General features: G+C 42.2%; 21 protein-coding genes. 6 read left to right on the forward strand and 15 right to left on the reverse strand.

All coding sequences use genetic code 11. The annotated features are described in order from the left end of the window. Positions 1–70: 70 nt before the first annotated feature. From ACU01J_RS09955 to ACU01J_RS09965, 3 genes are read right to left on the reverse strand one after another with little or no spacing between them, the layout of a single operon-like run. Positions 71–976 (reverse strand): DMT family transporter, encoded by a 906-nt coding sequence (locus ACU01J_RS09955; protein WP_481085559.1) that lies wholly within the window; start codon positions 974–976, stop codon positions 71–73. 1 nt (position 977) lies between these two features. Further along, positions 978–1,721 (reverse strand): 2OG-Fe dioxygenase family protein, encoded by a 744-nt coding sequence (locus tag ACU01J_RS09960; RefSeq protein WP_481085560.1) that lies wholly within the window; start codon positions 1,719–1,721, stop codon positions 978–980. Positions 1,722–1,731: 10 nt separating this feature from the next. Then, complete coding sequence (locus ACU01J_RS09965; protein ID WP_481085561.1) at positions 1,732–2,946, reverse strand: argininosuccinate synthase-related protein; 1,215 nt, start codon at positions 2,944–2,946, stop codon at positions 1,732–1,734. Between the two features lie 98 nt (positions 2,947–3,044). Here ACU01J_RS09965 and ACU01J_RS09970 point away from each other — a divergent pair, with 98 nt between their 5' ends. After that, positions 3,045–3,956, forward strand: coding sequence for a LysR family transcriptional regulator (locus ACU01J_RS09970; protein ID WP_481085562.1), 912 nt, complete (start codon positions 3,045–3,047; stop codon positions 3,954–3,956). Positions 3,957–4,122: 166 nt separating this feature from the next. Here ACU01J_RS09970 and ACU01J_RS09975 read toward each other — a convergent pair whose 3' ends face one another. The 3 genes from ACU01J_RS09975 to ACU01J_RS09985 all read right to left on the reverse strand — a co-directional run bounded on the left by ACU01J_RS09975 (position 4,123) and on the right by ACU01J_RS09985 (position 6,705). Beyond that, entirely contained in the window at positions 4,123–4,281 is a 159-nt protein-coding gene (locus ACU01J_RS09975; protein ID WP_481085695.1) for a hypothetical protein, read from the reverse strand. 5 nt (positions 4,282–4,286) lie between these two features. Further along, positions 4,287–5,288: a Gfo/Idh/MocA family protein gene (locus ACU01J_RS09980; RefSeq protein WP_481085563.1), complete on the reverse strand. Its 1,002-nt coding sequence runs from the start codon at positions 5,286–5,288 to the stop codon at positions 4,287–4,289. A gap of 238 nt (positions 5,289–5,526) precedes the next feature. Next, positions 5,527–6,705: an MFS transporter gene (locus tag ACU01J_RS09985; protein WP_481085564.1), complete on the reverse strand. Its 1,179-nt coding sequence runs from the start codon at positions 6,703–6,705 to the stop codon at positions 5,527–5,529. A gap of 216 nt (positions 6,706–6,921) precedes the next feature. Here ACU01J_RS09985 and ACU01J_RS09990 point away from each other — a divergent pair, with 216 nt between their 5' ends. Beyond that, positions 6,922–7,419 (forward strand): GNAT family N-acetyltransferase, encoded by a 498-nt coding sequence (locus ACU01J_RS09990; protein ID WP_481085565.1) that lies wholly within the window; start codon positions 6,922–6,924, stop codon positions 7,417–7,419. 36 nt (positions 7,420–7,455) lie between these two features. Here the strand turns inward: ACU01J_RS09990 and ACU01J_RS09995 are convergent, their stop codons facing one another. Beyond that, positions 7,456–8,427: a phosphotransferase gene (locus tag ACU01J_RS09995; protein ID WP_481085566.1), complete on the reverse strand. Its 972-nt coding sequence runs from the start codon at positions 8,425–8,427 to the stop codon at positions 7,456–7,458. Between the two features lie 321 nt (positions 8,428–8,748). On the opposite strand from ACU01J_RS09995, the gene ACU01J_RS10000 reads away from it, so the two are divergent. Next, on the forward strand, positions 8,749–9,486 hold the full coding sequence (locus ACU01J_RS10000; RefSeq protein ID WP_481085567.1) for a flagellar brake protein: 738 nt from the start codon (positions 8,749–8,751) through the stop codon (positions 9,484–9,486). A 61-nt stretch (positions 9,487–9,547) separates the two neighbouring features. On the opposite strand, the gene gltS is transcribed toward ACU01J_RS10000, so the two are convergent. Next, positions 9,548–10,774, reverse strand: a complete 1,227-nt coding sequence (gene gltS / locus ACU01J_RS10005; protein WP_481085568.1) for a sodium/glutamate symporter — start codon at positions 10,772–10,774, stop codon at positions 9,548–9,550. Positions 10,775–11,416: 642 nt separating this feature from the next. Between gltS and ACU01J_RS10010 the strand changes: the two genes are divergently transcribed. Further along, positions 11,417–12,337, forward strand: coding sequence for a polyprenyl-phosphate transporter (locus ACU01J_RS10010; protein ID WP_481085569.1), 921 nt, complete (start codon positions 11,417–11,419; stop codon positions 12,335–12,337). Positions 12,338–12,431: 94 nt separating this feature from the next. Here the strand turns inward: ACU01J_RS10010 and ACU01J_RS10015 are convergent, their stop codons facing one another. From ACU01J_RS10015 to ACU01J_RS10045, 7 genes are all read right to left on the reverse strand, one after another. Then, on the reverse strand, positions 12,432–13,406 hold the full coding sequence (locus ACU01J_RS10015) for an OmpA family protein (RefSeq protein WP_481085570.1): 975 nt from the start codon (positions 13,404–13,406) through the stop codon (positions 12,432–12,434). A 37-nt stretch (positions 13,407–13,443) separates the two neighbouring features. Beyond that, positions 13,444–14,205 (reverse strand): F4 family fimbrial subunit, encoded by a 762-nt coding sequence (locus tag ACU01J_RS10020; protein WP_481085571.1) that lies wholly within the window; start codon positions 14,203–14,205, stop codon positions 13,444–13,446. A gap of 206 nt (positions 14,206–14,411) precedes the next feature. Beyond that, positions 14,412–15,287, reverse strand: a complete 876-nt coding sequence (locus ACU01J_RS10025; protein ID WP_481085572.1) for a hypothetical protein — start codon at positions 15,285–15,287, stop codon at positions 14,412–14,414. A gap of 116 nt (positions 15,288–15,403) precedes the next feature. After that, positions 15,404–15,904 carry a DUF5462 family protein gene (locus tag ACU01J_RS10030; RefSeq protein ID WP_481085573.1) on the reverse strand — a complete coding sequence of 167 codons (501 nt, stop codon included), beginning with the start codon at positions 15,902–15,904 and terminating at the stop codon, positions 15,404–15,406. A 25-nt stretch (positions 15,905–15,929) separates the two neighbouring features. Beyond that, positions 15,930–16,634 (reverse strand): fimbria/pilus periplasmic chaperone, encoded by a 705-nt coding sequence (locus tag ACU01J_RS10035; RefSeq protein WP_481085574.1) that lies wholly within the window; start codon positions 16,632–16,634, stop codon positions 15,930–15,932. Further along, positions 16,624–18,969 carry a PefC/AfrB family outer membrane usher protein gene (gene pefC, locus ACU01J_RS10040; protein WP_481085575.1) on the reverse strand — a complete coding sequence of 782 codons (2,346 nt, stop codon included), beginning with the start codon at positions 18,967–18,969 and terminating at the stop codon, positions 16,624–16,626. The genes ACU01J_RS10035 and pefC overlap by 11 nt, the downstream gene beginning before the upstream one ends. A gap of 5 nt (positions 18,970–18,974) precedes the next feature. Continuing rightward, positions 18,975–19,580: a fimbrial protein gene (locus ACU01J_RS10045; protein WP_481085576.1), complete on the reverse strand. Its 606-nt coding sequence runs from the start codon at positions 19,578–19,580 to the stop codon at positions 18,975–18,977. 846 nt (positions 19,581–20,426) lie between these two features. On the opposite strand from ACU01J_RS10045, the gene ACU01J_RS10050 reads away from it, so the two are divergent. Together ACU01J_RS10050 and ACU01J_RS10055 are read left to right on the forward strand one after the other, a co-directional pair. Beyond that, on the forward strand, positions 20,427–21,296 hold the full coding sequence (locus ACU01J_RS10050) for a winged helix-turn-helix domain-containing protein (protein ID WP_481085577.1): 870 nt from the start codon (positions 20,427–20,429) through the stop codon (positions 21,294–21,296). Then, positions 21,284–21,781 carry a hypothetical protein gene (locus ACU01J_RS10055; protein WP_481085578.1) on the forward strand — a complete coding sequence of 166 codons (498 nt, stop codon included), beginning with the start codon at positions 21,284–21,286 and terminating at the stop codon, positions 21,779–21,781. Before ACU01J_RS10050 ends, ACU01J_RS10055 begins: the two co-directional genes overlap by 13 nt. Positions 21,782–21,842: the final 61 nt, after the last annotated feature.

Consider the following 21,842-nt stretch of genomic DNA (forward strand, 5'->3'; position numbering starts at 1 on the left):
CGTGACTGCGATAAACGATAAAAGCGGGCAATATCGCCCGCTTTATAATTGAGTACATGACAGTACGTGGTTAACTTTCTTTAGTTGAGGTCACTACCACGCTAAACAAGATCAAAGCCCCCCCGATAACTTGTACAACGCTGAGCGATTCTTGTAACCAGACCATGGCAAATATGGCCCCGAATAAAGGTTCACTGCCCATCAATAGTGAAACTCGCGTTGGCGATGTGCGGCGTACTGCGTAGTTTTGCACATAGAACGCAAACAGAGTACAGAACAGTACCAAGTAGGCCACAGTGATCCAAAATTCGGTACTGGTTGGAATAACAAATTCTGCTGCTGGTAAGTAAGTCACCGCGCAAACAATCGCGACCGAGGCAACCACCAACGACTGCAATGACGTCAACGTACTGGTGGTGATTTCTTTTCCTTCCGTAAAGCGCTTAGTTAAAGTGACCATCAGCGCACGCAGTAAAGCAGCGGCCAAAATAAAGTAATCGCCAGTATTCAATGACAACTCAATACCCGTATTACTAGTCAGCAGCAACACCCCTACTACACTACATAGAGTGAGCATCCAAAGCGTATTGCTTACGCGCTTCTTATTAATGATTAGCTCAGCAAACGCAGTCAAGATGACAGACAAGCTTATTAAAAACGCGGCATTCGATGCAGAGGTCTGTGAGACCCCAAACACTTCACAGAAAAAAATCGCCGAGAGTATAAATCCGGTCGGTATGGCGATCTTCCAGTCTTTATTTAACCCTCGGCGAAAGTCTCGGATCACTACAGGTAGCATACATAGAAAAGTGATCGAGAAACGAATCGAAATGAATACCAGCACACTGGTGTAAACCAATGCACTCTTTGTTAAGCCGTAGCTTGTTCCCCAAAATACCGCTACTAACAGCAGCAATGATTCGGTTAACGGAAACTTAAAACTTCCTTTTTTTAGTAATCCCGTAGCCGTTGACATCCTATTCTCCTATTTTTGTAAACGCGATAACGAGTACGTCCCTGTACGCGCATTTTTCTGGGTTTAGTGGTTTTATCGGTGATACTTCGTGCATGGTTTTTTCATCATCCGCCATGACGATATCCAGTGTCTTATCTAGAGTAAGCCGCTCTAGTGTCTGCTGTCGGTCATCAGTGATGGTTGTTTCTCCACCGACCATATTGACCTTATTGATCAACAAGGAAGCTATGTAGGTCACCCCATCTCTATGCAGCCCTTCCGGTGTGGGTTGTCCCACTTCCGATTGGTTAGCCACAATTCGGTAAGGATGAAGACGAATATTCCAATCTGTTTTTTTACCTTCAGATGCGTCGTAGACATCACTCATCAGTAACAACAACTTTTCCAATATCGGAGAGGTAACAAACTTACTGGTCAACGGTTCAAAGTGACGTTCAATATCACCATTAAGAGTGTTGATATAGGCAGGCTGAACATACGGTTCATGGGGCAATATTGTTATCTGTCGTCCTTGGCCAAGCTTATTGAACTGGCCATAGCGGCGATAACGATAAGTCCCACCATCCGCCATATAGCGGTCTCGCTCTAGTTGGTTCCAAAAATGTTTGAAGCGAATCACTTCGTCGACGTTGGTCGAAAGCATATTCGTCATCTGCTTGCCACTGATAAACACATAATGGTTTTGTACTAAAAGGCGTGAAATAACAGAAGCATGTCTATCGACTGGCGTTTTGATTATATCCATACCGACCTCTCTATTTGGTCATTTGATGAACTTGGGCTTTAGTCACGGAGTCCAACCTGCGCAGACTTCTCTGCTTCGCGGTTTTAATCTCCCAATGGTCTCTATCACGTATGTATTTCGGCTTATCAGCTTTGATACTGCTCGCCAATACTTGACCGCGCGAGAGACTGAATAAAACACTGCCAGAGATAGACTCGGCAGTGTGGGCGATGAACGCATAGCTCGAGCTTTGCAACAAACTTCCCCATCGGCCTTCAACAGCTTCTTGGGTCCAAATGTCGTTATGCATTGCTTTTACTTTGAGAACATCAGTAGGTAGCGTTGCTGTTTCCAACAACTTATATGCTTTCATAAGGATGTGTGCAGCGGGTGCTTCTCGCACCTCTAAGACTTTTTCATCCTCATCTAGGTGGTCGAACCCTACATATCGACCGATTTCATACGCGCCAACGTGGTTGTTAATGAAAGCAATTAGGTCTTCAAGAGGCATCGGTAAATCATTGATTGTCACCGGATATCCCTTGCGAAATCCAATTTTTACTTGGTCATTGTCGAGTTGTTTTTCTGTGTTCCATTGCGACCAAGTAAACAGTGATTCAGACAAAGTGAAGGCTTCAGGATCATCAAGAACGCCTGACTCAAACTCACGACACCACAGATTTGCATCTCCGCTGACATTGCGTGACTTAAAGCCAACTAAGCCTGAGTGAAACAGCTCTGCCGCTTTCTCTTCTCGAGTTAATGCTGAGTATTCATACGGCGAGCCGTAAAAGCCTTGATAACCACTCGCTTCGATAGCACCATTTAAGCGCCTTAAACTGTTTTGCGATTGGTTTGCGGTGTGAATGATCGCTCCGCAGCCGAGCATTTCAGCTAGAGCCACCGCTTTTTGGACAATGATAGGGCGAGATAACGACGAACTAACCGGGTAGTCACCAAGGTAAAGCGCCTGTGCCTGAATTGCCGAAACAAGGCTATGCTCTACAAACTCCTGTTTTGCGTCGATTATGCGTAGATCAACACCATAATGATCGGTAATCAGTGTTAGGTTTTCTTCATCAACCCCTTCACCTAAATCAATCGCAATGGCGGTCACTTTCACATTTGACGTTTTCAGCAGCTCCAGTAGATAGGTACTATCTAAACCGCCACTAAACAGAGTAAGTACGTGGTCAACGGACTTTGAGATGGTTTGAATATCTTCAATACTTCTTAGCTTTTTCATGGGGTCCTTTCCATTAGTCTCGCTTTCATTGACTTATTTAGTATCCATAAGTAACTTAAACGAAACAATACTGCGATTTTGCAAAGGATTTTTGCACCATGGACACAAATAGACTTATTCCTCTGCTTTCAGAGATGGCAATCTTCGTTAATGTGGTCGAGTCTGGTAGCTTTTCTAAAACGGCTAAGAAGCTTGGGTTATCACCTTCTTCAGTCAGTCGCTCAATCACGCGACTGGAAAACGCACTAGAAGAAAAACTGCTAGAACGCACGACTCGTCAAATGCGACTGAGTACAACAGGGCAAGGAGTCTATAGCTTATGTAGTGATATGATGAACTCAGCCAAGATGGCTGTTTCTGCCGCGCAAGCTGACAAAAGTGAAGTGTCTGGATCTTTACGAGTGGCTGCGCCAAAAGCCCTCTCTCGCCAAGTATTAATGCCGATGATTCTCGACTTTATTGATGCATACCCCAACGTGGCTCTACAGCTGAAGGTTGCAGACCATTATATTGATCCTATTGGCGACGAAGTCGATGTAATTATTCATATTACCGACAAACCAACCGAAGGCTTGATAGCTAAGACCCTCGACGAATGCCGCCTGATCCTATGTGCAAGTCCCAACTATATCGAGCAACATGGTATGCCAATTCACCCTGACGACATTGCCCAGCACAACTGCTTATGTTTGGGTGAGAACCCACGCGATCGAGTCTGGGATTTCACCCATAACTTAAAAAAGGTATCAATTAACGTCAGCGGATCGTTTGCTGTCAACCACAGCGAAATAAGACGCGAAGCGGTGATTCGCGGTGTCGGCATCTCGGTTTTCCCCGAATTTGCGATTCGCTCATATATAGATGCAGGGGAAGTGGTCGAAGTACTAAAAGACTGGCATGTAGGCGGAAACTATCAAGGGAAGGTCATTGCTCAGTACGCTCAATCGAAATTCATTCCTGGGCAAATCAAAACCTTTGTCGAGTACCTACAACAAAGGTTTCAGGCTTAGCACTTTTAACCTTGGTTTATCCAAAGCTTGCCCAACTGACACCAACCAAAGCCATCGACTGTACTACCTTTAATACGTTCAGAGACTTCAAGACGAAAGTTCTCTTGCTTTAGCTCAGTAATGATTCGTTGCTCATTGAGCCATATTCCAAATTCGTTGAGCAGGCTTAAAGGCTTTCTTCCATCGCTTTAAGCAAAGTAAACACGTACCTTTCAGTCACATGCCACAATGAAGCGAGCTGACTAACCTGGCAACGGGACTCTCCCGGACCAAACAGACAAAACAGCTGTTCATAAAGTTCTAGCTTACGCTTAAGGTTCTTCATTTAGTTTATGAGTTCTCCAGACGCGTTAAATGACCAAATCCATTGTCTATCAACGCTTGCTCCATCGTAGTGAGTACACGCTCCGTTACTTGATGTAAAAGTACATCTGACTTGAGTTCATTGTTACTCACCAATCGCGAAAAGTGATCGATTTCGAACTCGAATCCATTCCCTTTGATTCGCGACTCAATAATAGTGGTGATGCCTTTATGCTCGATCTCAATCACCTGCGGATTCCACCACTTATCTTGAATCGTAATGGTCAAGTCCTCACCTTTTAATACCGCACTGCGCAGTAGGTCTGTTGTGATTGAAGAAGACATCTTGCCTTTTATCTCACCATAGAAGATAAAACTAGCATCAGTATCAACATGGCATTGATCTAGCATTCTGTGCATTGTCACGGTCGGCTTTGCTGCTTCTACCTTCATGAAATGACATAAATCATAGTAGAGCCATAAGCTATACCCCCCTACGTCTAAGGTTGAACCGCCTGAAAGTTGATCATTAAAGATAAACACATTGGGGTCATAATCATTATGGTTGCCGAACCCAGCCTCTATCGAGGTGAGCTTAAGATTATTCTCTTTGAGATAGGATTTTAGCTCTCGGTACGCGGGAAAAGTCACTGTCTTCATTGCTTCTAGCAGCAATACACCGTGCTGCCTAGCCAACGCTTTCATCTCTAACCAATCTTTAAGGTTCGTAAATGCTGGTTTTTCAACAAGAACGTGCTTTTTATGGCTAAGGAATAGCTCAGCTAAAGCCTTGTGATAAGGATGCACCGTGGCGATATAAACAGCTTCTACGTTAGGGTCTTCGGCCATATCTTGGTACGCACCATACTTCGTCGAGGCACCAAATTGTTCTCCAAAGGCCTGAGCGCGCTGCAAATCTCTCGCTGCGACAGCGTGTAACTGGCCATGCTCACAAAACTGGGTCAATGCTGATGCGAAACGTTGGGCAATATTCCCTAAACCAGCAATGCCCCATTTAACTCTTTTCATTGTTTATCCTTTTGCTCTTATCTTGGACTAAAGAGCATACAGAGGCAGAATAAAACTAAATAGAGTACAAACTTTCAAATCTGTTCATGGTTTATTGGTGAAAGCAACAAACTAAGTCGGTCAAAGACCATTAACATGAAGTCATCAGCAAAAGTTAAAGGCGCATTGGAAGTCAACACGCCTTATTTCATTCTTTCACGGAAGGTGTGGATAACGTAGCTAAGACCTACGATCAATGTTAGCTCCACTTCAATACTCGAACTTCATTGCCCTCTTCTGGTACTCTTGGGATATTGAGTGAAAGTAATAGGCTCACCATTGCCATACCGGCACCGATGTAGAAAACCGCTGCCGGCGACACTAACCAAATCAAACCAAACGAAACCGGTATGAACACCGCTGCAATATGATTAATAGTAAACGACACTCCCGCAGTGGATGCCATATCCGCCGGATCGGCAATTTTCTGGAAGTAGGTTTTAATTGCCAAAGCTAAGGCGAAGAACAGATGGTCTATCACATACAATGCTGCAGCCCACTCTGCGGTTTCAACCAAAGCGTAACCAACAAACACACCTATTAAGCCGACATATTCAAATGTTAGTGCCTTACGTTCGCCCACTTTACCTATAAAGCGTCCGATACGTTTCGCAAACAAAAAGTTAAATAAATAGTTGATTAGAAACAGCAGGGTAATATCTGCCGCCGAATAACCAAAACGTTCAACCATCAAAAATCCGGCAAAGACAGTGAAGATTTGACGACGGGCTCCGCTCATAAATGTGAGTGCATAGTAAAGCCAATAACGCTTTCTAAGCACCAATTTTTTATTTTGCTGTACATGAGTTTCGAACTGAGGAAACGCAAAGGCCATCCAAGTGACCAATAAAAAACCTACTCCACCAAAAGTCAGGTAAACCCACTCGAAGTCCATTTTTAGAATTTCTAAACAGAACCATAGCGCGCCATATGTCAGCAACGACGCTAATGCGCTAACCGAGATAAACTTGCCGAGCATCTCTGGCGCTTCATCCTTTGTCAGCCACTGCAAAGACAGTGACTGTTTCAAGGTTTCAAAGTAGTGAAAGCCTGTCGACATCAATAGCGTTGTCAGCAGTAGTCCCATCATTGAGGGAAAGAAACCGGTAATGGCTGTACCTAGGGTTAATGCCCCTAATGAAAGCAACATGAATCGTTGCTCACGAATGAACAGCAGGACGAATACCGCGGTAAACGCAAGAAAGCCAGGAATTTCGCGCACACTCTGAAGCAAGCCAATATCAGAACCATCAAAGTTGGCACGTTCAATCACGAAGTTATTCAGAAGTGCCATCCAACTTGAAAAAGCGATAGGCACAACAATAGAAATGAGCATCAGGAAATTTTGTGGCGTTTTCCAACTCGCTGAGTGGTTCATGTTTCGATCCTTATGTGAATAGCCTGTTACAATAAAACGCCTCTTGCCAATAAACAAACTTATTTACAATTTATACCTAGCATTAAAGATTCTAAGAATTTTCGCTGCCTCTGGTGTAAAAAACTAAGTGAGTAAAAACATTAAAAACAATGCTTTAAATATCGTTAACTTCTCGTTATGGTGTTTTTATGTTCAACCAGTCGAGAAATAAGAAAAATGGAAATAATCGTACGTCCGACACAAGTGAGCGATGCAGCCGCATTATGTGAAATATACTCACAACCGAAAGCACAGCGCGAGACACTCCAACTGCCAAAACCATCGGTAGCAATGTGGACACAACGACTGGAAAACATGCCTCAAGGTGTTTATAGCTTTGTTGCAGAAGTGGATGGAAACGTCGTCGGAAATATAGGATTCGAGCACTCACAACGTCCAAGAACGGCACACTGTGGTAGCTTTGGTCTTGGTGTACATGACGATTACCACGGGCTAGGTATCGGAAATAAGTTGATTGAGACGGTTCTAGATTTGGCAGACAATTGGTTGCAAATAAAACGTGTACAAATCGAAGTCAATACTGACAACGAAGGGGCAATCGCTTGCTATAAGAAGTTTGGCTTTGAAATAGAAGGCGAGTCAAAATTTGGTTCGTTCCGTGATGGTGAGTTCATCAACACTTACTATATGGCTCGCATCAAACCTGGCTTATAGCCCAAAACACCTCAAGAGTGATAATAAGGCTTACTTCTAGGGGTAAGCCTTTAACTTATCTAACGCACGAACCGCAAGCGCTTCAGTATATGGGTTGATCTTCCAGTGGTTTGGACTCCAACCTTTAACAAAGCGCTGAAAGTCTGCCCATGCAATGGAGAACAGTGGTCGCCACTGATCTTCAACATCAGCCGCATCAATACAAGGTTGGTACTTATCAAGTGCTCGGCTTAGGTGAGCAAAGTATTCATCTAAAATCCAATTTTCCATCACTTGGCATTGCTCAGGCTTTACTGCACTGCTCATAAACAGCGCCACATCTTTCATCGCACAGCCTCGTCCAATATATTGAAAGTCGACTGCCGCAGCGCGCGTGCCATCCGGATAAAAACAAAAGTTCGCTAACTTGGCGTCACCATGGACCAATGTCTGATACGGCGCTTCTGTGAGAACTCTATCGATCTTATGCGCAGCTTGTTTGAGTGACTCATCGTTAAGCGCTGCCAGTTCATCCGGGCGCGTATCTAAATGCCAATACGTGCCGCACTCCCACAGCCCTTCTCCTTGGTGCCCAATATGTTGAGCATGGAAATATGCTAACCATTCTAGACAAGCACTTAGGTGGGCGTGAGTGGCTTCGGTAACCACACCGGTGTATCCAAGTGTCGACAAATCTTCCATTGCAATCAGCAGCTCTTGCCCTTGCTGCTCGACTTTAATAGCGACCGGTACTTTCGCTTTACAGAGATTGGCCGCTGATTTATACCAGTTCAATTCAACCTGATACGAACGAAGTTTTCTTTGGTGTGATAGCTCACTGTTCCAGCCTCGTGGATGATGTTCAGGCTTAGGCAACTTAATATGCTTAACGATAATGCTTCCACCAGCACTATGCAGTCGAACAAGCTCCCCATAACCACCCCACAGAGATTGCAGTACATCGGTATGGGTTAATGTGTCAAATCCTAGAGAATCGAGTAGTGATTGATAGTCGTATGGTTTCGTCATTGTGCTTTAAGGTGAGTCCATGCTGAGAACGTTCTAGGTAATTGCATACTTGCTTCTTTTATCCACGAACTTTATTACTGCGTAATGATCAGCCTTTAAATGGACTCTAATTTGTGAGTTTACTTCATCAATAATCAGTGGATGCGACACAATAGCCCCCAAAAATGATACTCAGATCATGTTAATACGATATATTGGCGTTTGAATAAACATCAAAGCACACATAAAATTCATAATACTCGAATCAGACACATAGATATTCGAAATATATACATCAACCTACCTCTAAAACAATAACATGGTGGGGATAACGGAGGCTAGATGAATACCCAAGCGGTCGCAGTGAAAGCGCAGCCAGCGAGCTCTCATTCTAATAATAGAAGTGTCTCAACACTTAATAGCACTGATGCACTTGCGATGATTGAGCATGGGGGAGAACTTACCCTAGGTATCTCTACACCGGTTGGTACAACCTTCCGTTGTAAGTCCTCTTTTATCGGCACGCACTCCATCAACGTCATTCTTATCGAGTTGCCTAAGATCTCTGAAGATGATCTGAGCTTTTTCTTTCAAGAAGGCTTTTGGATTGCGATTCGCGCAATATCTCCACGTGGCGAAGGGGCTATCATTTCCTTCAGAAGCCAAATTCAGCACGTGCTTAAATCACCCGTAAGCATGGTTGCTCTATCAGTTCCTCAAACCATGCAGGTCACTCAACTACGAAAAGAACCGCGCTTTGATGTAAACCTTGGCGCGAAAGTGGTCGCAGATAGCCATAAGCTGGAATGTGAAATTAGAGATTTATCCAAAGGCGGCTGCCGTTTTGTCACCGCACCTTTAAGCCGACCATTTCAAGTGGGTGACGAAATCGCACTGCATGTACGACTCGCAACAAACAAAGATGGTCACTTTGAACCGTTGTTTGGCACCGTATGTAATTTGCAGCGTTCTCTTCACTATGCTCGCTACGGGATCGCCTTCAATGAGCATGGCAAAAATAATGCGAAGGTGTTGCTTGGTCACCTCAAGTTCAATGGCACTAAGCTCACTTTAAAGTGATTTTCCAGACATAAAAAAGCCCCGCTACATAATATGAGCGAGGCTTTTTAACTATCTAGTGTTATCCAATAAAGGAAATATAGCCTTGAAGGATAATCAGATTAACGATGTCGATAAAGAAAGCGCCAACAATAGGCACTACCATAAACGCCTGCGGTGATGGACCATATCGATTCACTAAAGAACCCATATTCATCACCGCCGTTGGTGTCGCACCTAAACCAAACCCGCAATGTCCGCCAGAGATAACCGCCGCATCATAGTTTGACCCCATCACTTTGAATGTCACAAAGTAAGCAAACACACCAAGCACCACCGACTGAACCGCCAGAATGATGAGGAATGGAATTGCAAGATCAAAGATGTTCCATAGTTTTAGACTCATTAGTGCCATCGCTAGGAACAGAGACAAAGAAACTGTACCAAGAATATCGACCGTTTCGGTATCCACTTTATGGACCTTAGTCACCTCAATCACATTGGTGATAAACACGCCGATAAATAGCGCATAAACGAAGTCTGGGATCATCAACCAACTGATATTAAAACTGCTTACCCACTGCTCTAAGTACTTCGCACCGGTAACACAGATCAGAAGAATAAACAGGACTTCAACCACTTTCTTAGCCGTTACCTTATCTTCTTCATACTCGTTATACGTCACCACTTCAGGGAAGCGTTCGTGCGTTTTTGTTCCTGTACCGTATTCAGACTCAAAGCCATTTTTGTTGATCAACTTCTGAGCCACAGGGCTGCCAATGATACCGCCAATAATCAAACCAAACGTCGCTGAAGCCATTGCTATCTCAAGCGTATTGGACAATCCATATGTCTCTGAAAACGTTTGTGACCACGCAGCACCTGTGCCATGCCCGCCAGATAACGTGATTGATCCTGCGATCAATCCCATCAAAGGGTCTAACCCTAGCGCTGTTGCCATTGAGACGCCGACACCGTTTTGGATGATGATATAGAAAGAAGCAACGGCGAGGAAAACAAGCACCTTCGCGCCACCTTTCATTAACTGGGTATAGTTCGCAGCGAGTCCAACAGTACTGAAGAACATCAACATAAAGATTTTTTGAAGCGGTAAAGAAAACTCTAAGTCGATACCATAAAAATGCATTAGCGTTATGATGAGCGCGACAATAAGACCACCAACGATAGGTTCAGGGATATTGAACTTGTTAAGGATGGGAAGCTTTGCGTTTACAAAATGTCCTAAAAAAAGAACACTGATTGCGATCAAGAAAGATTCTAGCGGTCCGACTGAAATTATCTGATTCATATAACCTCTTATTAGTTATTAACTCATCTTCCTTAACGAGTACAAAGCCCTACAGGCTCTGATGAGCAATGCTCATAGATTCATTTTTTCTATTGAAATTAGTCCTTATACAAACAGCCTCAAGATGCTCGTTTCAACAGTTAACCCTATAAATTTAAGCTAGGGTTTAGAAAAGAAAGCGGCCATTATTAATAATCTTGACCCTATTTGTCGAGTTTCAAGGGAAAAATCCTGTCGTATTCCGAATAAATGTCCGTAAATTGAGGTAAGAGAAGAGAATTTTTGTTTAACCAACACGCAAAAAAATAGCCAACCGCAACAGTGCGATTGGCTTATATATTGTGTGAACAAATTGTATTCACTAACAACGTCAGTTGGCTAGGTGACCCTCGGCTTAAGAAGGGTCACCTTTAATAATGCAGGTAGCGTGCCAACTTTAAAACCACGATTTTTTTGTGCTCATATGCACTTTTTTGCTATTTCAACCTCTCAAAATGCAATTTGAAAATTGCATTTTGCAAATATTTGCAAATATATATTAAACTCGATTCTTATAGATACATTTATCAAAGAATGATTTTCATACTTTTTTTACGTTAGAGTCGATATACTCACTGCACTTTAATTTACATATCAACAAGAATGAACTACCTAACTACATTTCTAAAAGGCATGGCGATGGGTGCTGCTGACGTGGTACCCGGCGTTTCGGGCGGCACCATCGCATTCATTACTGGTATTTACGACACCCTGCTTGAAAGCATTCGACGCATTAACCCGTCAGTTCTCGGTATCTGGAAACGTGATGGTTTTAAAGCCGCTTTCCAACATATCAATGGTTTTTTCCTTATCGCATTGTTTGGCGGTGTACTTACCAGTATTGCCACTCTCGCAAAACTGATTTCGTGGCTGTTAGTGACTCACCCTATTCCATTGTGGTCATTCTTCTTCGGCTTAATTTTGGTTTCGGTCTTCCACATGCTCAAGCAAATAGAACAAAGAAGCCTAAGTCGTCTTGTCTTCCTACTGTTAGGGGTCGCTTTTGCCTACAGCATCACCGTCCTTAACCCGCTGCAATTAGAGCCCACTAGCATTAATGTGCTATTGGCAGGTGGTATTGCTATTTGTGCGATGATTTTACCTGGCATTTCAGGCAGCTTTATCTTACTCCTGATTGGTATGTATGCGCCGGTACTGGCCGCAGTGAAGTCATTTGATATAGAAATTCTTACGCTATTTTTATCAGGCTGTGTGATTGGGCTATTGACTTTCTCTCATCTCCTTTCTTGGTTACTTAAACGTTTTAGAGACCTTACTTTGATATTTCTAACTGGGTTGATGCTCGGTACTCTGCCAAAGATTTGGCCATGGAAAGAGACGATCAGTTGGAGAACTAACTCACACGGCGAGCAAGTACCATTAATCCAGCACAATCTAATGCCGTCTGACTTTGAGGCTATTAGTGCTCAGCCAGCCCAGCTTGGCTTAGCGGTTGTGATGATGCTCTGCGCAATTACGTTCGTGCTTGGGTTAGAGAAGTTTGCGAATAAGCGCGATGTGTAAATAAGAAGAAATTGGATAATCAGCGGCTAGATAAGCAGCTTTTATAAATAATGAAGAGTAAAATAAAGCCCAGACCTACTGGACTGGGCTTCGACTAATTAATCGATATTTCTACACGGCGGTTTTGAGCTCGCCCCTCAACCGTTGCATTACTTGCGACAGGAGAATCTTCACCTTTACCAGAATAGGTAATACGTGACTTATCAATGCCATTCCTAACAAAGTACTCGACTACCGACTTTGCTCGTTGCTTCGATAACCTTAAGTTGTACGAGGCTTTACCTGTGCTGTCTGCATAGCCCACAATATCAATATGAGACAATGGGAACATTTTCAATCTATCTAGAAACGGATGCAAAGTGCTCATGCTCGTTAGCGACAAGGCACTTGAACTCGTTTCGAACAACGTCCCCCTTACTCCTAACGAAGGCATGACTTCTTTTTTCACAACTTCCACTTTTTTAGCTACCTCAGTGGGCTTTTCCTCAATCACTTTTTTGTCATTAATGATCTCTAATGGCATATCTGGCTGATTGAAGCGGTAAGTTATACCTAAGTAAGCTTGATATAAATCACCAGGATATTTATGACTGAACTGAATATCATTGTAATAGTCTATTCCCATTACTGTAGATACACGGTGCGTCAGTTCATACTCAACCCCTAGACCGAAAGTACCCGCAAAGCCATTACTGTTATTGCTACCGGACACCATAGTGCCACCAGCTTTACCAACCAGTTTCAATTCGTTAGTCAACAGCGTTTTACCCACTACGCCAATCGAACCCAATTGGATATTGTCATTCATGAGTCGATTTTGGTAAAAATCATAGCTGCCATATACACCAACGTTTTCATTAAAATCATAACCACCGCTGAGTTTGGCACTAAATCCTGTACTGTGCTCTTTAATAGAGCTGACAGGATCAGCATCATCTAAATATCCAAGGCCTAAACCAATCTGCCCCCAATAGCCTGCTTGTTTAACATTACCAGTGTCAATCTCAGCAGCCAGCGAAGAGCCACTCAGTGCTAATATTACTGTCCATTGTAAATAGGTTAATTTCATGATTTATAGATACTATTCAGCTGTAAATGTATTATTTCTACTGGAATGTAATTTGAGCATTGATCGTCGCATTCCAATTTTTTGGAATAACCTGCCATTTTGTGGTTACATTTTTTAATCGTGAGCTAAATGCTCCTAAAATTGTATAGGCCTTCGGCATCGATGTTCCTCTTAATACAGCGAATACGTCATGATCACTATCACGCCTAAAACGAACTCCTGGCACTGGAGTGTCATAAAACTGCGCTTCCTTAGTATCCAGTAAGGCAAACGCCTCTTGAGCGGCCTCTCCCTTGTAACCTTCCGCAACCCAAGTCGATCCTGTGCGGTAAATCACGGCATTCGCTGACTCTACAGTCAAAGAAACGACACCGGTAGTGACTCCTCCGCCCCTTAACTCACCCATTGCATCTACCTCAAAGTTTTGAGGTTCACCAGTTCCATTTAGCACCAATGGTTTACCCCTTGCATTCGTTATCGTTACGACAGGAGCTAAACTTATCGCCCCTTTTGCAGCCGGAGACAACATTAAGCCCTGCACAAAAGGAATACTCCCTTCACTGTTTTGACTAGAGTAAGTGAAGACAAATTCACCATTTCTCTTAATTGCTGTGTCAGTATCGGTATCCCATGTAGTCATACGACTCCCCTGCGCAGTACCAACTTGCCATTGCCATTGCGGGTAACCGCTTATTACTGTGCCGACGAATTGCATGTCTTGATCTAATTTAAATTCTTTTGCTTCCACCAAGCCGATCGATGAACAAGCAATGGCGAGCAACATAACATTTTTTTTCATACGACAAACCAACTGTGCAAATAACTTTGATTGATCGATGTTTAACAGCGATCTTACTATCGCGCATACGTTTCAAACGATGTAAAACACCGCTTTATCTCTATTGATAAATACGAATATTGCCTGCTTAGAGCAGGCAATATTGAGAAGGTGTTATCTTGCAAGAAGAAAAGGAAAAACAGACAAAATAACATTTGACGCACAGCTTAGCGGTACGTAACCGTAACCGGAATAGTCGTGGTCCACTGGCCCACCAGAGGGGTATCCGCAGAATTTACAACCGTTACGCTCTCAAACCATAGACCAAGTCCGTAGTATGAGCCTGTCGCTGTGTCGTGTCCTTGTGGAGCTTCGCCTATCTGATCTGCAACCAAACCGATTGTAGCGAAAGAGTTTTTAATAGAGTCTTTAAAAGACGCATCGGAATGGTTAAATGTGCTTGTAATTGCATTGTTATTCGCAACTATGAAGTTATCAATAGCCTGAGCACGAGACTCCTTAACAGCATGGGTTGGGGCCATTTTATGGCCTTCCCTTGAGTATTTTTTGTTAGCCACGCTTTGATGCATGACATATACATTATCAGCGCTGCCATCAGTGTGTTCTTGGACCATCTCACCCATATCACTCATCGTGATAATGGTTTTTGCATTCGGCACTACTGCGCCGTTGAGTACCGTAGGGAAACTTAGCACTCCACTTTCATCTTCAACGTTAGGGATCATCAGGCTATGTTCACCGTCAGCGGCTGTAATAGAAACCATAGGAAGAGGGATTCTTTCGTCGTGCTGTTGTGAGCCCTTACTCGCAAGCAGCATTACTGGGTCATTCGCCTCACCTAGTGACAAAACTTCTACGTACGCTCCACCTTGTTCATGATGCCATTCAGTAGTTTCAATGGTTTTTCCACTCCATGCAGGGGCAGCATCGAGACCTAGAACCCATGTGGTATTAGCATGTTCAAAAGTACCACCGATAATAATGTTTCCACCACCACCGTTTTCCATCGAGCTCATAGATGCATTCGCAGTGCCCGCAATAAGTCCTGCTGTTAATGCCATTGCAATGTGTGTTTTTTTCATGATTTTTCCATACTTACTTTAGAATGTGTGATGCTCTCTGTTGTGTTGAACATCATTTTACTTAGAGTCCCCTGCCTAAAGACTCCAGACCTTAAACTGAAGTGTAATAGCAACGACTACCTAGCCGTTCCTACAACTTCAATTGAATACTTAAACTGACCTCGGTAGCTTCGTGGCGCAATCATGGTGACAGGCTCAACCGCTCGTAGCTCCAGATGCTTAAACTTAGAACCTAGACTAATGGCCACCTCACCTGCCAACTGTTTCGCGTCAATCAAGCCTCGCTTTCCATCAGTCCATAGCCCCAGAGTAAGCTGTGTTGTCATGTCGGAACCATTTTCCAACGTGTGAATCTGACTGATGACTATTTCTGTAGTTGAATGCTTTAGTAATTGGGCATTCTTAATAAGCAATTGACTGACAGACTGAGCATAGTCCCCCTTACGGAGAGTGACTAATATCGGGTTTTTCAATACCTTATGAAGGTGTACGCGGTCATTCTCCACCTCACCATTAATAACCCCCAATTCAATCGGCGTTGTTTTCATATCTATCGGCTGCGCTAACACACCACTAGATATAAGCATTAGATAAAACATCGCTAATCTTATTTTCATTGCTTCGACCTATTGTGCTAAGTGCTTACTTAGATTCATCATTTTTACGGTACTGCTTTAAAACAAATGTCTTTAGTGCACCGAAATCATCGATCGCTTTGACTGATTTCACCATGTGACCCGTTACGTTCACCCGGTCACCTGGCATAAACATCGCAAGGTTTGTTGTTTCTTTACTCTCAAACTCAATCTCATTGCCTTTGCTATCAATCACCGAATCAATCGCAAAAATGTAAGGCGTGGTATTTTCTAACCAGGTTGCCCCTGGCAAATGAGACATCGATAGATTTGCTTCTGCTCCTTTTCGCCCTTCAATAATGGACTCTGGGCGGTAAATCATTTTCACTCTGGTACGGATTGCCATTGCAATACCATTGCCTTTTTTCTTTGGCGGAATTTCCTGCAAATTCAACCAGTAAATTGACTCTTGATCTGTTGGCATTTGGTCCGTTGCCTTCATGATTCGAAATACCTGATGGCCTTTAGCCTTTATTTTGAAAAATGAAGGCGTAGCAATAAACGTTGGATGAGTATCATCTCCAACAACGTTATCTAGCCAAACTTGGGCAGCATAGTCTCGGCTTGATTCATTCTCGACGATAGGAGATACCACTGATTCATTCCCCTTTAATATGTATCGGGTAGCATCGAGGGACAACGCCGCAAACGCGCTATTTATGTTTAGTAGGAAAACAAATATCGCTGCCAATACTCTTGTTTTAATTTTCACACACTACCTCTTGTAACTTATCTGTATCTCTAATAAATGAACGCGAAATAACACAATCATCCAATTTCAAACCGTCTAATTTATCCACCGAGTTAACAAACAACACTCCATTTGGTGCAACAAAACCCAGTGGCTGATCCGACATAGATGTTGCCCAAGTACCACTTGGCACAAACTCTCCGTTCTGTAAACGCACTTGGAACAGGTAGCGATTAACTTCAACTGACTTAAATGGCATGTAGACTACAGCTCCGGCAGTTGGTACTACTTCCTGCTCAGTTGTTAACAGCTCCATATTCAGAGGCAGTGTCGAACCATCTAGGGTGATTCTGTTATTGGTATAAGCCGATATCGGGACGACAGCATTACCTTTGTCGTCTGTTGGGTATGGTGAAGCAGAAAATTCAACACCTTCTACATCCCTGACACTTGCAATTGCTATTGTGTCGCTAGCGTCTCGTGTAAAGAGAACGTCACGCTGCTCTGGCAGTACAATCACCGATCCTGTTACCGATGCAAAACCTGTCAAATTGCCACTACTGCTCGATAGCTGACCATGTAATGATGCTCGCTCACCTTGATAGTTAGAGCTCAACGAGTAGCTCTTATCACGGCTCGAATTGTTCCACCCCATGCTCGCTGAGTAGCTAAAACGTTTACCTATATTCGATGAAATGCCCGTGCTATAACTTTGACTACCATCTTTTGAAATATTCATGTTGCCAAATGATGAGAATTTCTGACCAAAGGCATCGAATGGCACTGATACCGATAAAGAAAAGGCATAGTCTTGGTTTCCATTATTCTCGCTGTAACTTGCGCCCAATGAGGTGCTAAAATAGTTAAAACTTGAAGACAAGCTAAGACGCCCACCAGTGCTGGTATCACTATTCCCCCAATAAATACGATGCCATAAAGAAAGCCCCGAACTTATATGCTTATTAATACGATGACTTACACTCAACTCATATTGGTTCTTAGTTACCACTTTATTACTCATTGCCTTCGAAGGTAAAAACTCGGAAAACTCTACATACTCCCTTGACGTATATTGAGCACCAAGCAGTTGAAGGTGAGTGTCATCATTAAATGCCTTAGAGTAAGTTAAGGAGAGCTTACTACCAAAAAGCGTGCTTGCATCCTCATACTCGGCATAAGAAGATGAGCCATCAAAGGAAACGGCTCCCCAATTACCTAAACTACGCACTACCCCCATACCCACAGCGGCATAATTGGTGTGTAATAGAGCGCTACTCTTTAAGGTGTAATCACTAAAACCGTAACCAAAAGAGCCTGCTACAAATAGTCCGTCTAGATCACTGCCTGTCGAATCACGAAGTCCCGCATAGATACTGTATTCACTTTGACCAGGGTCAACCATGTTAGGCATAATTGTTAAAGGAAATAGCTGTGTTCGTTTTGTTCCATCTCGCTCTGTAATAGTCATAGTCACATCACCGCTGCCTAATAAATTAGCATCGGTGATTTCAAACGGACCCGGTGGCACCATTTCCGAGTACACTGTATTGCCATTTTGCGTCAACGTTACACGCGCATGTGAATTAGCAATACCTGAGAAGACTGGCCTATAGCCAAGGTCGTTTGCTGACATACTATTATTACTAACTAGACCTAGACCAATTAACCCAACCCCACCTACGAGTGAGTTAGCAACGTACGTTTTACCTAGAGTTAAGTCTGCTTGTAAGTCATGCAGTGCACGGGTTGCTGTGATCATAGAAACATTTACATCATCTTCACCGATGCTCATCGATGACATTGCCAGCCACTTACCTATATTCGCCCTCATACCTGCAGAGCCATATACAGTTGTACCGACGTCGTTGACGTTCATGTTCGCACTATAATTCATACGAAAGGCACTCATACCGTAGTTCCAGTCGTCGAGTTGGACTTCTTTTTTTGCAAGACCTTTTTGTGGAACCATGAACTTGATAGTCTGAGACGAAAAGTCAAAGTCAACCTGACTGTTTGGTTCGTTACCAATTACATAACATTGACGTCCACTATCAAATTGCTCCGCATAAAAGTCAGGGGCAATAGCAATACCGGCATCTTTTAGCCATGCGTCACTTAAACACAGTTCTTTTTTATCTTGGTTTGTTACTGTAAGAATTCGCTTCCCTATAACGTGGTCATTTAAATCCACATCAACCAAATATTTGCCTGGAACTAAGCTTCCACTAAGGCTTTCAATTACCGAAGGCTCTAGCTGCATCCCCCCCTGAAGAAAGCTAAAATCAAACTCTTCGGCACTTACTCCAGCAGTAAATATTAGTAATACAATACCAACGGTGGCATCGGTCAATTTCATTATGTTCATTTGTATGACACGACCAATGCTAGTGAGCCGCGATACTGGCCTGCACTCGCGGAATCTAACTCCATTGTAGTAGCACTAAACCTAAATACGCCTTTCGATGCAAAATGCTTGGGGTATTTAAGAACTGAATTATTTGAAGTAAGAATCTCTTGATTACTTGCCTCGTGATCCATTGAGTTGATAGCAATACGAATGCCATCACCAGCACCTCGAGTGACGACTCCCTCGTGATCGAGCTGGCCTGGATCACCAAAGCTAAATTTTACGAACCCCGAACCAGCTAAAAAGGCACTACATCCCGGATCTGAAGAGACAGATTCAGATAACACAACAGAAAACTCCCGGGTCACTACACCTTGAGAAGTAGCTAGGTTAAACTCACCGAAGTCAATTATCCCGTCTGGTGACGAATCACTTTTTACAGTGATCGAACACGTAGAAGCGACAATGACTCCACTAACATCAAATTGATGCCTAAATAATATTTCTGACGCAGCAAAAGCTCTCGTCATACCGAATAAGCTAATTAAGACAAGAACAGTATGATTGTTCTTGATTCCTAATTTGGACAACATCACTAATAAGTTTAATAAAATTCGCATCACTAAATGAGCTCAATTAAAATTTTGACGCAAAAACTAATAAAGCATCAAAAATTAATAACTATTGATACTACCAACCAACTAGTCACTATTATCATTAACAAGAAAATTGTATTTAGATTGTTCATAAACGAGCTCAAAACGGCGCTGGTTAACATTAACAAGTTTAAGTAAAGTCCTAGCCTCTCGATCAAAACCATTTTTTAATGCGATCTGATACAAAGTTAGGCTTTGCTTTAGATACTCTCTTTGTTGAATAAGAAAATCTTGCGTATTCTCTGACATAACTGCGTATTCTCTGACATCGTGATTGTTTCATTAAACAAGTCTTACAACACGCAACCGTCAATGAGTGTAACGATTGCGTCATTGTGTCACTGTCCCTTAGTGAGCTAAGTAAATTAAGCCAAAACGCCGTCAATCCATCAATTAATTTACACTTAATTTATAACTCTCGGACATTCTATTTAGTAGCCACACTAAGATAAAATCCAACATACTCACTAAGGTTGTGATTGTATTCATCACTAAAAATTGTCCACAGAGAAGTACAATGCAGAGGTGGTTTTAAGAAAAAAGCCGGAGGACACAGCACTCTTGCAATCAATTATAAGGGGGATTATTTAATATGAATTGAAGCTGGATTCGCCTTCCAGCAATACCATCAGGGGCTTTCTACCTTTAATAGTTAAAGCTTGACCTAAATTCAAAGTGAGAAAGGCGCAATTAACATTAATTAACAACAATTAATGTTAATTAATGTTAATTATCTCTGAAGCAACAAGGGATTTTGAAGCATTTTACGTTAAATTATGATTTGTATAATAAGTACAATGGATAAAAAAAGTGAATGATTTCGCAAACGAAATAATATCGATAGATAGAAGTGGTTCATCACCAACTGTTCATCTAAAAACAACACAGCAAGCTTTTTCAATTACTTTTCCTGAAAGTAATATTCTTGAAGTTTTGCTAATAAACAAAGGCCAGGTAGTTGAAAAAGAACAACTATTAATTGCTGGCTGGGGACGTATTGCGCATTTAGGAGAGAACTCCTTGCCTGTAGCGATCTCTAACTTAAGGAAAGCGCTAAAGAGCATTGGTGGTGAGATTATCAACACTCCAAAAGTGGGGTATCGAATAAGCCTTCCTTCCTCTTTGTCTGACGCAGCCAATGAGCCGAATGGACTTAGTAAAGCGAATGAAGATGATAATATTGAAAGGCCCAATAAAGATAACAATATCAATGAGCCCAGTAAATCTAATAAAAGGGTGACTAAGAAGTATTACTTTCGCAATGCACTCTGTTACAAAATAGTCGCATCTTCTACTTTTATAATTTTGATTACTGTGATGTTGAATAAAATGCTTAACTTCAATGATTTATTCACCAATACTTATAGCTACTGGTTATATGAATCAGATGACTTTAGTATTATCAGCACTGCTCCCTTTGAAGAAGTTGGTTTAGCTACGCTAAATGATAGCAAACTAATGACTGAGGACATTACAGACTATTTACAGGGCATATTTAGCAAGAAAAAGTGTGTTGTTATTATTAGTAAAGCTCATGGAGTATATTCGATTGATACTATAAGTGAACTGAATGAAACTTCATCAGAGAAAGTTAGACAAGTAATTTTTTCCGATCCGAGTGATTTACCTAGGAATTTTATTTCAACCCTAAATATAAAAGGTGGACAATGCGACTACTAACCTTATTTCTAATTTTAGTATTGCCTGCCAAAGCCCTTACAAGTGAGATTCAAAAAGAGAATCACTTCGTTAAAACAGTAGAATTACTACACAACCAAGAAATCTACACCTATAAGGTGGAATTAATTGCTGATAACCTTGATCCGAACTTAGTAGGAAAAATAAGCTTTTGGAATAAAAACCACAATAAGATAGATGTAATTTATTTTAATGGTAGACTCTTAAATTATTCACCCGATAATAACTATAAAATTGGAAAAAACCTACAAATTGAACTCCAATCTATTCATTCGACAATGGGTAGTAAAGTCGTCCAAGATATTATCGTTAATACAGATCTTCCCTACCCTTTGATAAAAAAGATTATTTTCCCTAACAGTGATGTGAGAAATTTAGAATATAAGATAACCTTTCAAGATCATAGCACCCTTTGTTTAAAAGAACGAGGTGACGACTTTTTGTCTTGCTTTGCTGCGAAACAGTGAGCATTGTGATTGACTCTTACTAACTGCCATAAACTCACGCCCCTGTGACTTTCTATATTCA

Source organism: Vibrio sp. 2433-A1, from assembly GCF_056726085.1.

Coding starts and splice junctions, on each gene's coding strand:
- ACU01J_RS10030 (WP_481085573.1), bottom strand. CDS start 15,904: ATGAAAATAAGATTAGCGATGTTTTATCTAATGCTTATATCTAGTGGT.
- gltS (WP_481085568.1), bottom strand. CDS start 10,774: ATGAATCAGATAATTTCAGTCGGACCGCTAGAATCTTTCTTGATCGCA.
- ACU01J_RS09980 (WP_481085563.1), bottom strand. CDS start 5,288: ATGAAAAGAGTTAAATGGGGCATTGCTGGTTTAGGGAATATTGCCCAA.
- ACU01J_RS10020 (WP_481085571.1), bottom strand. CDS start 14,205: ATGAAAAAAAATGTTATGTTGCTCGCCATTGCTTGTTCATCGATCGGC.
- ACU01J_RS09990 (WP_481085565.1), top strand. CDS start 6,922: ATGGAAATAATCGTACGTCCGACACAAGTGAGCGATGCAGCCGCATTA.
- ACU01J_RS09975 (WP_481085695.1), bottom strand. CDS start 4,281: ATGAAGAACCTTAAGCGTAAGCTAGAACTTTATGAACAGCTGTTTTGT.
- ACU01J_RS09960 (WP_481085560.1), bottom strand. CDS start 1,721: ATGGATATAATCAAAACGCCAGTCGATAGACATGCTTCTGTTATTTCA.
- ACU01J_RS09965 (WP_481085561.1), bottom strand. CDS start 2,946: ATGAAAAAGCTAAGAAGTATTGAAGATATTCAAACCATCTCAAAGTCC.
- ACU01J_RS10015 (WP_481085570.1), bottom strand. CDS start 13,406: ATGAAATTAACCTATTTACAATGGACAGTAATATTAGCACTGAGTGGC.
- ACU01J_RS09970 (WP_481085562.1), top strand. CDS start 3,045: ATGGACACAAATAGACTTATTCCTCTGCTTTCAGAGATGGCAATCTTC.
- ACU01J_RS09985 (WP_481085564.1), bottom strand. CDS start 6,705: ATGAACCACTCAGCGAGTTGGAAAACGCCACAAAATTTCCTGATGCTC.
- pefC (WP_481085575.1), bottom strand. CDS start 18,969: ATGAAATTGACCGATGCCACCGTTGGTATTGTATTACTAATATTTACT.
- ACU01J_RS09955 (WP_481085559.1), bottom strand. CDS start 976: ATGTCAACGGCTACGGGATTACTAAAAAAAGGAAGTTTTAAGTTTCCG.
- ACU01J_RS10055 (WP_481085578.1), top strand. CDS start 21,284: ATGCGACTACTAACCTTATTTCTAATTTTAGTATTGCCTGCCAAAGCC.
- ACU01J_RS10000 (WP_481085567.1), top strand. CDS start 8,749: ATGAATACCCAAGCGGTCGCAGTGAAAGCGCAGCCAGCGAGCTCTCAT.
- ACU01J_RS10025 (WP_481085572.1), bottom strand. CDS start 15,287: ATGAAAAAAACACACATTGCAATGGCATTAACAGCAGGACTTATTGCG.
- ACU01J_RS09995 (WP_481085566.1), bottom strand. CDS start 8,427: ATGACGAAACCATACGACTATCAATCACTACTCGATTCTCTAGGATTT.
- ACU01J_RS10010 (WP_481085569.1), top strand. CDS start 11,417: ATGAACTACCTAACTACATTTCTAAAAGGCATGGCGATGGGTGCTGCT.
- ACU01J_RS10045 (WP_481085576.1), bottom strand. CDS start 19,580: ATGCGAATTTTATTAAACTTATTAGTGATGTTGTCCAAATTAGGAATC.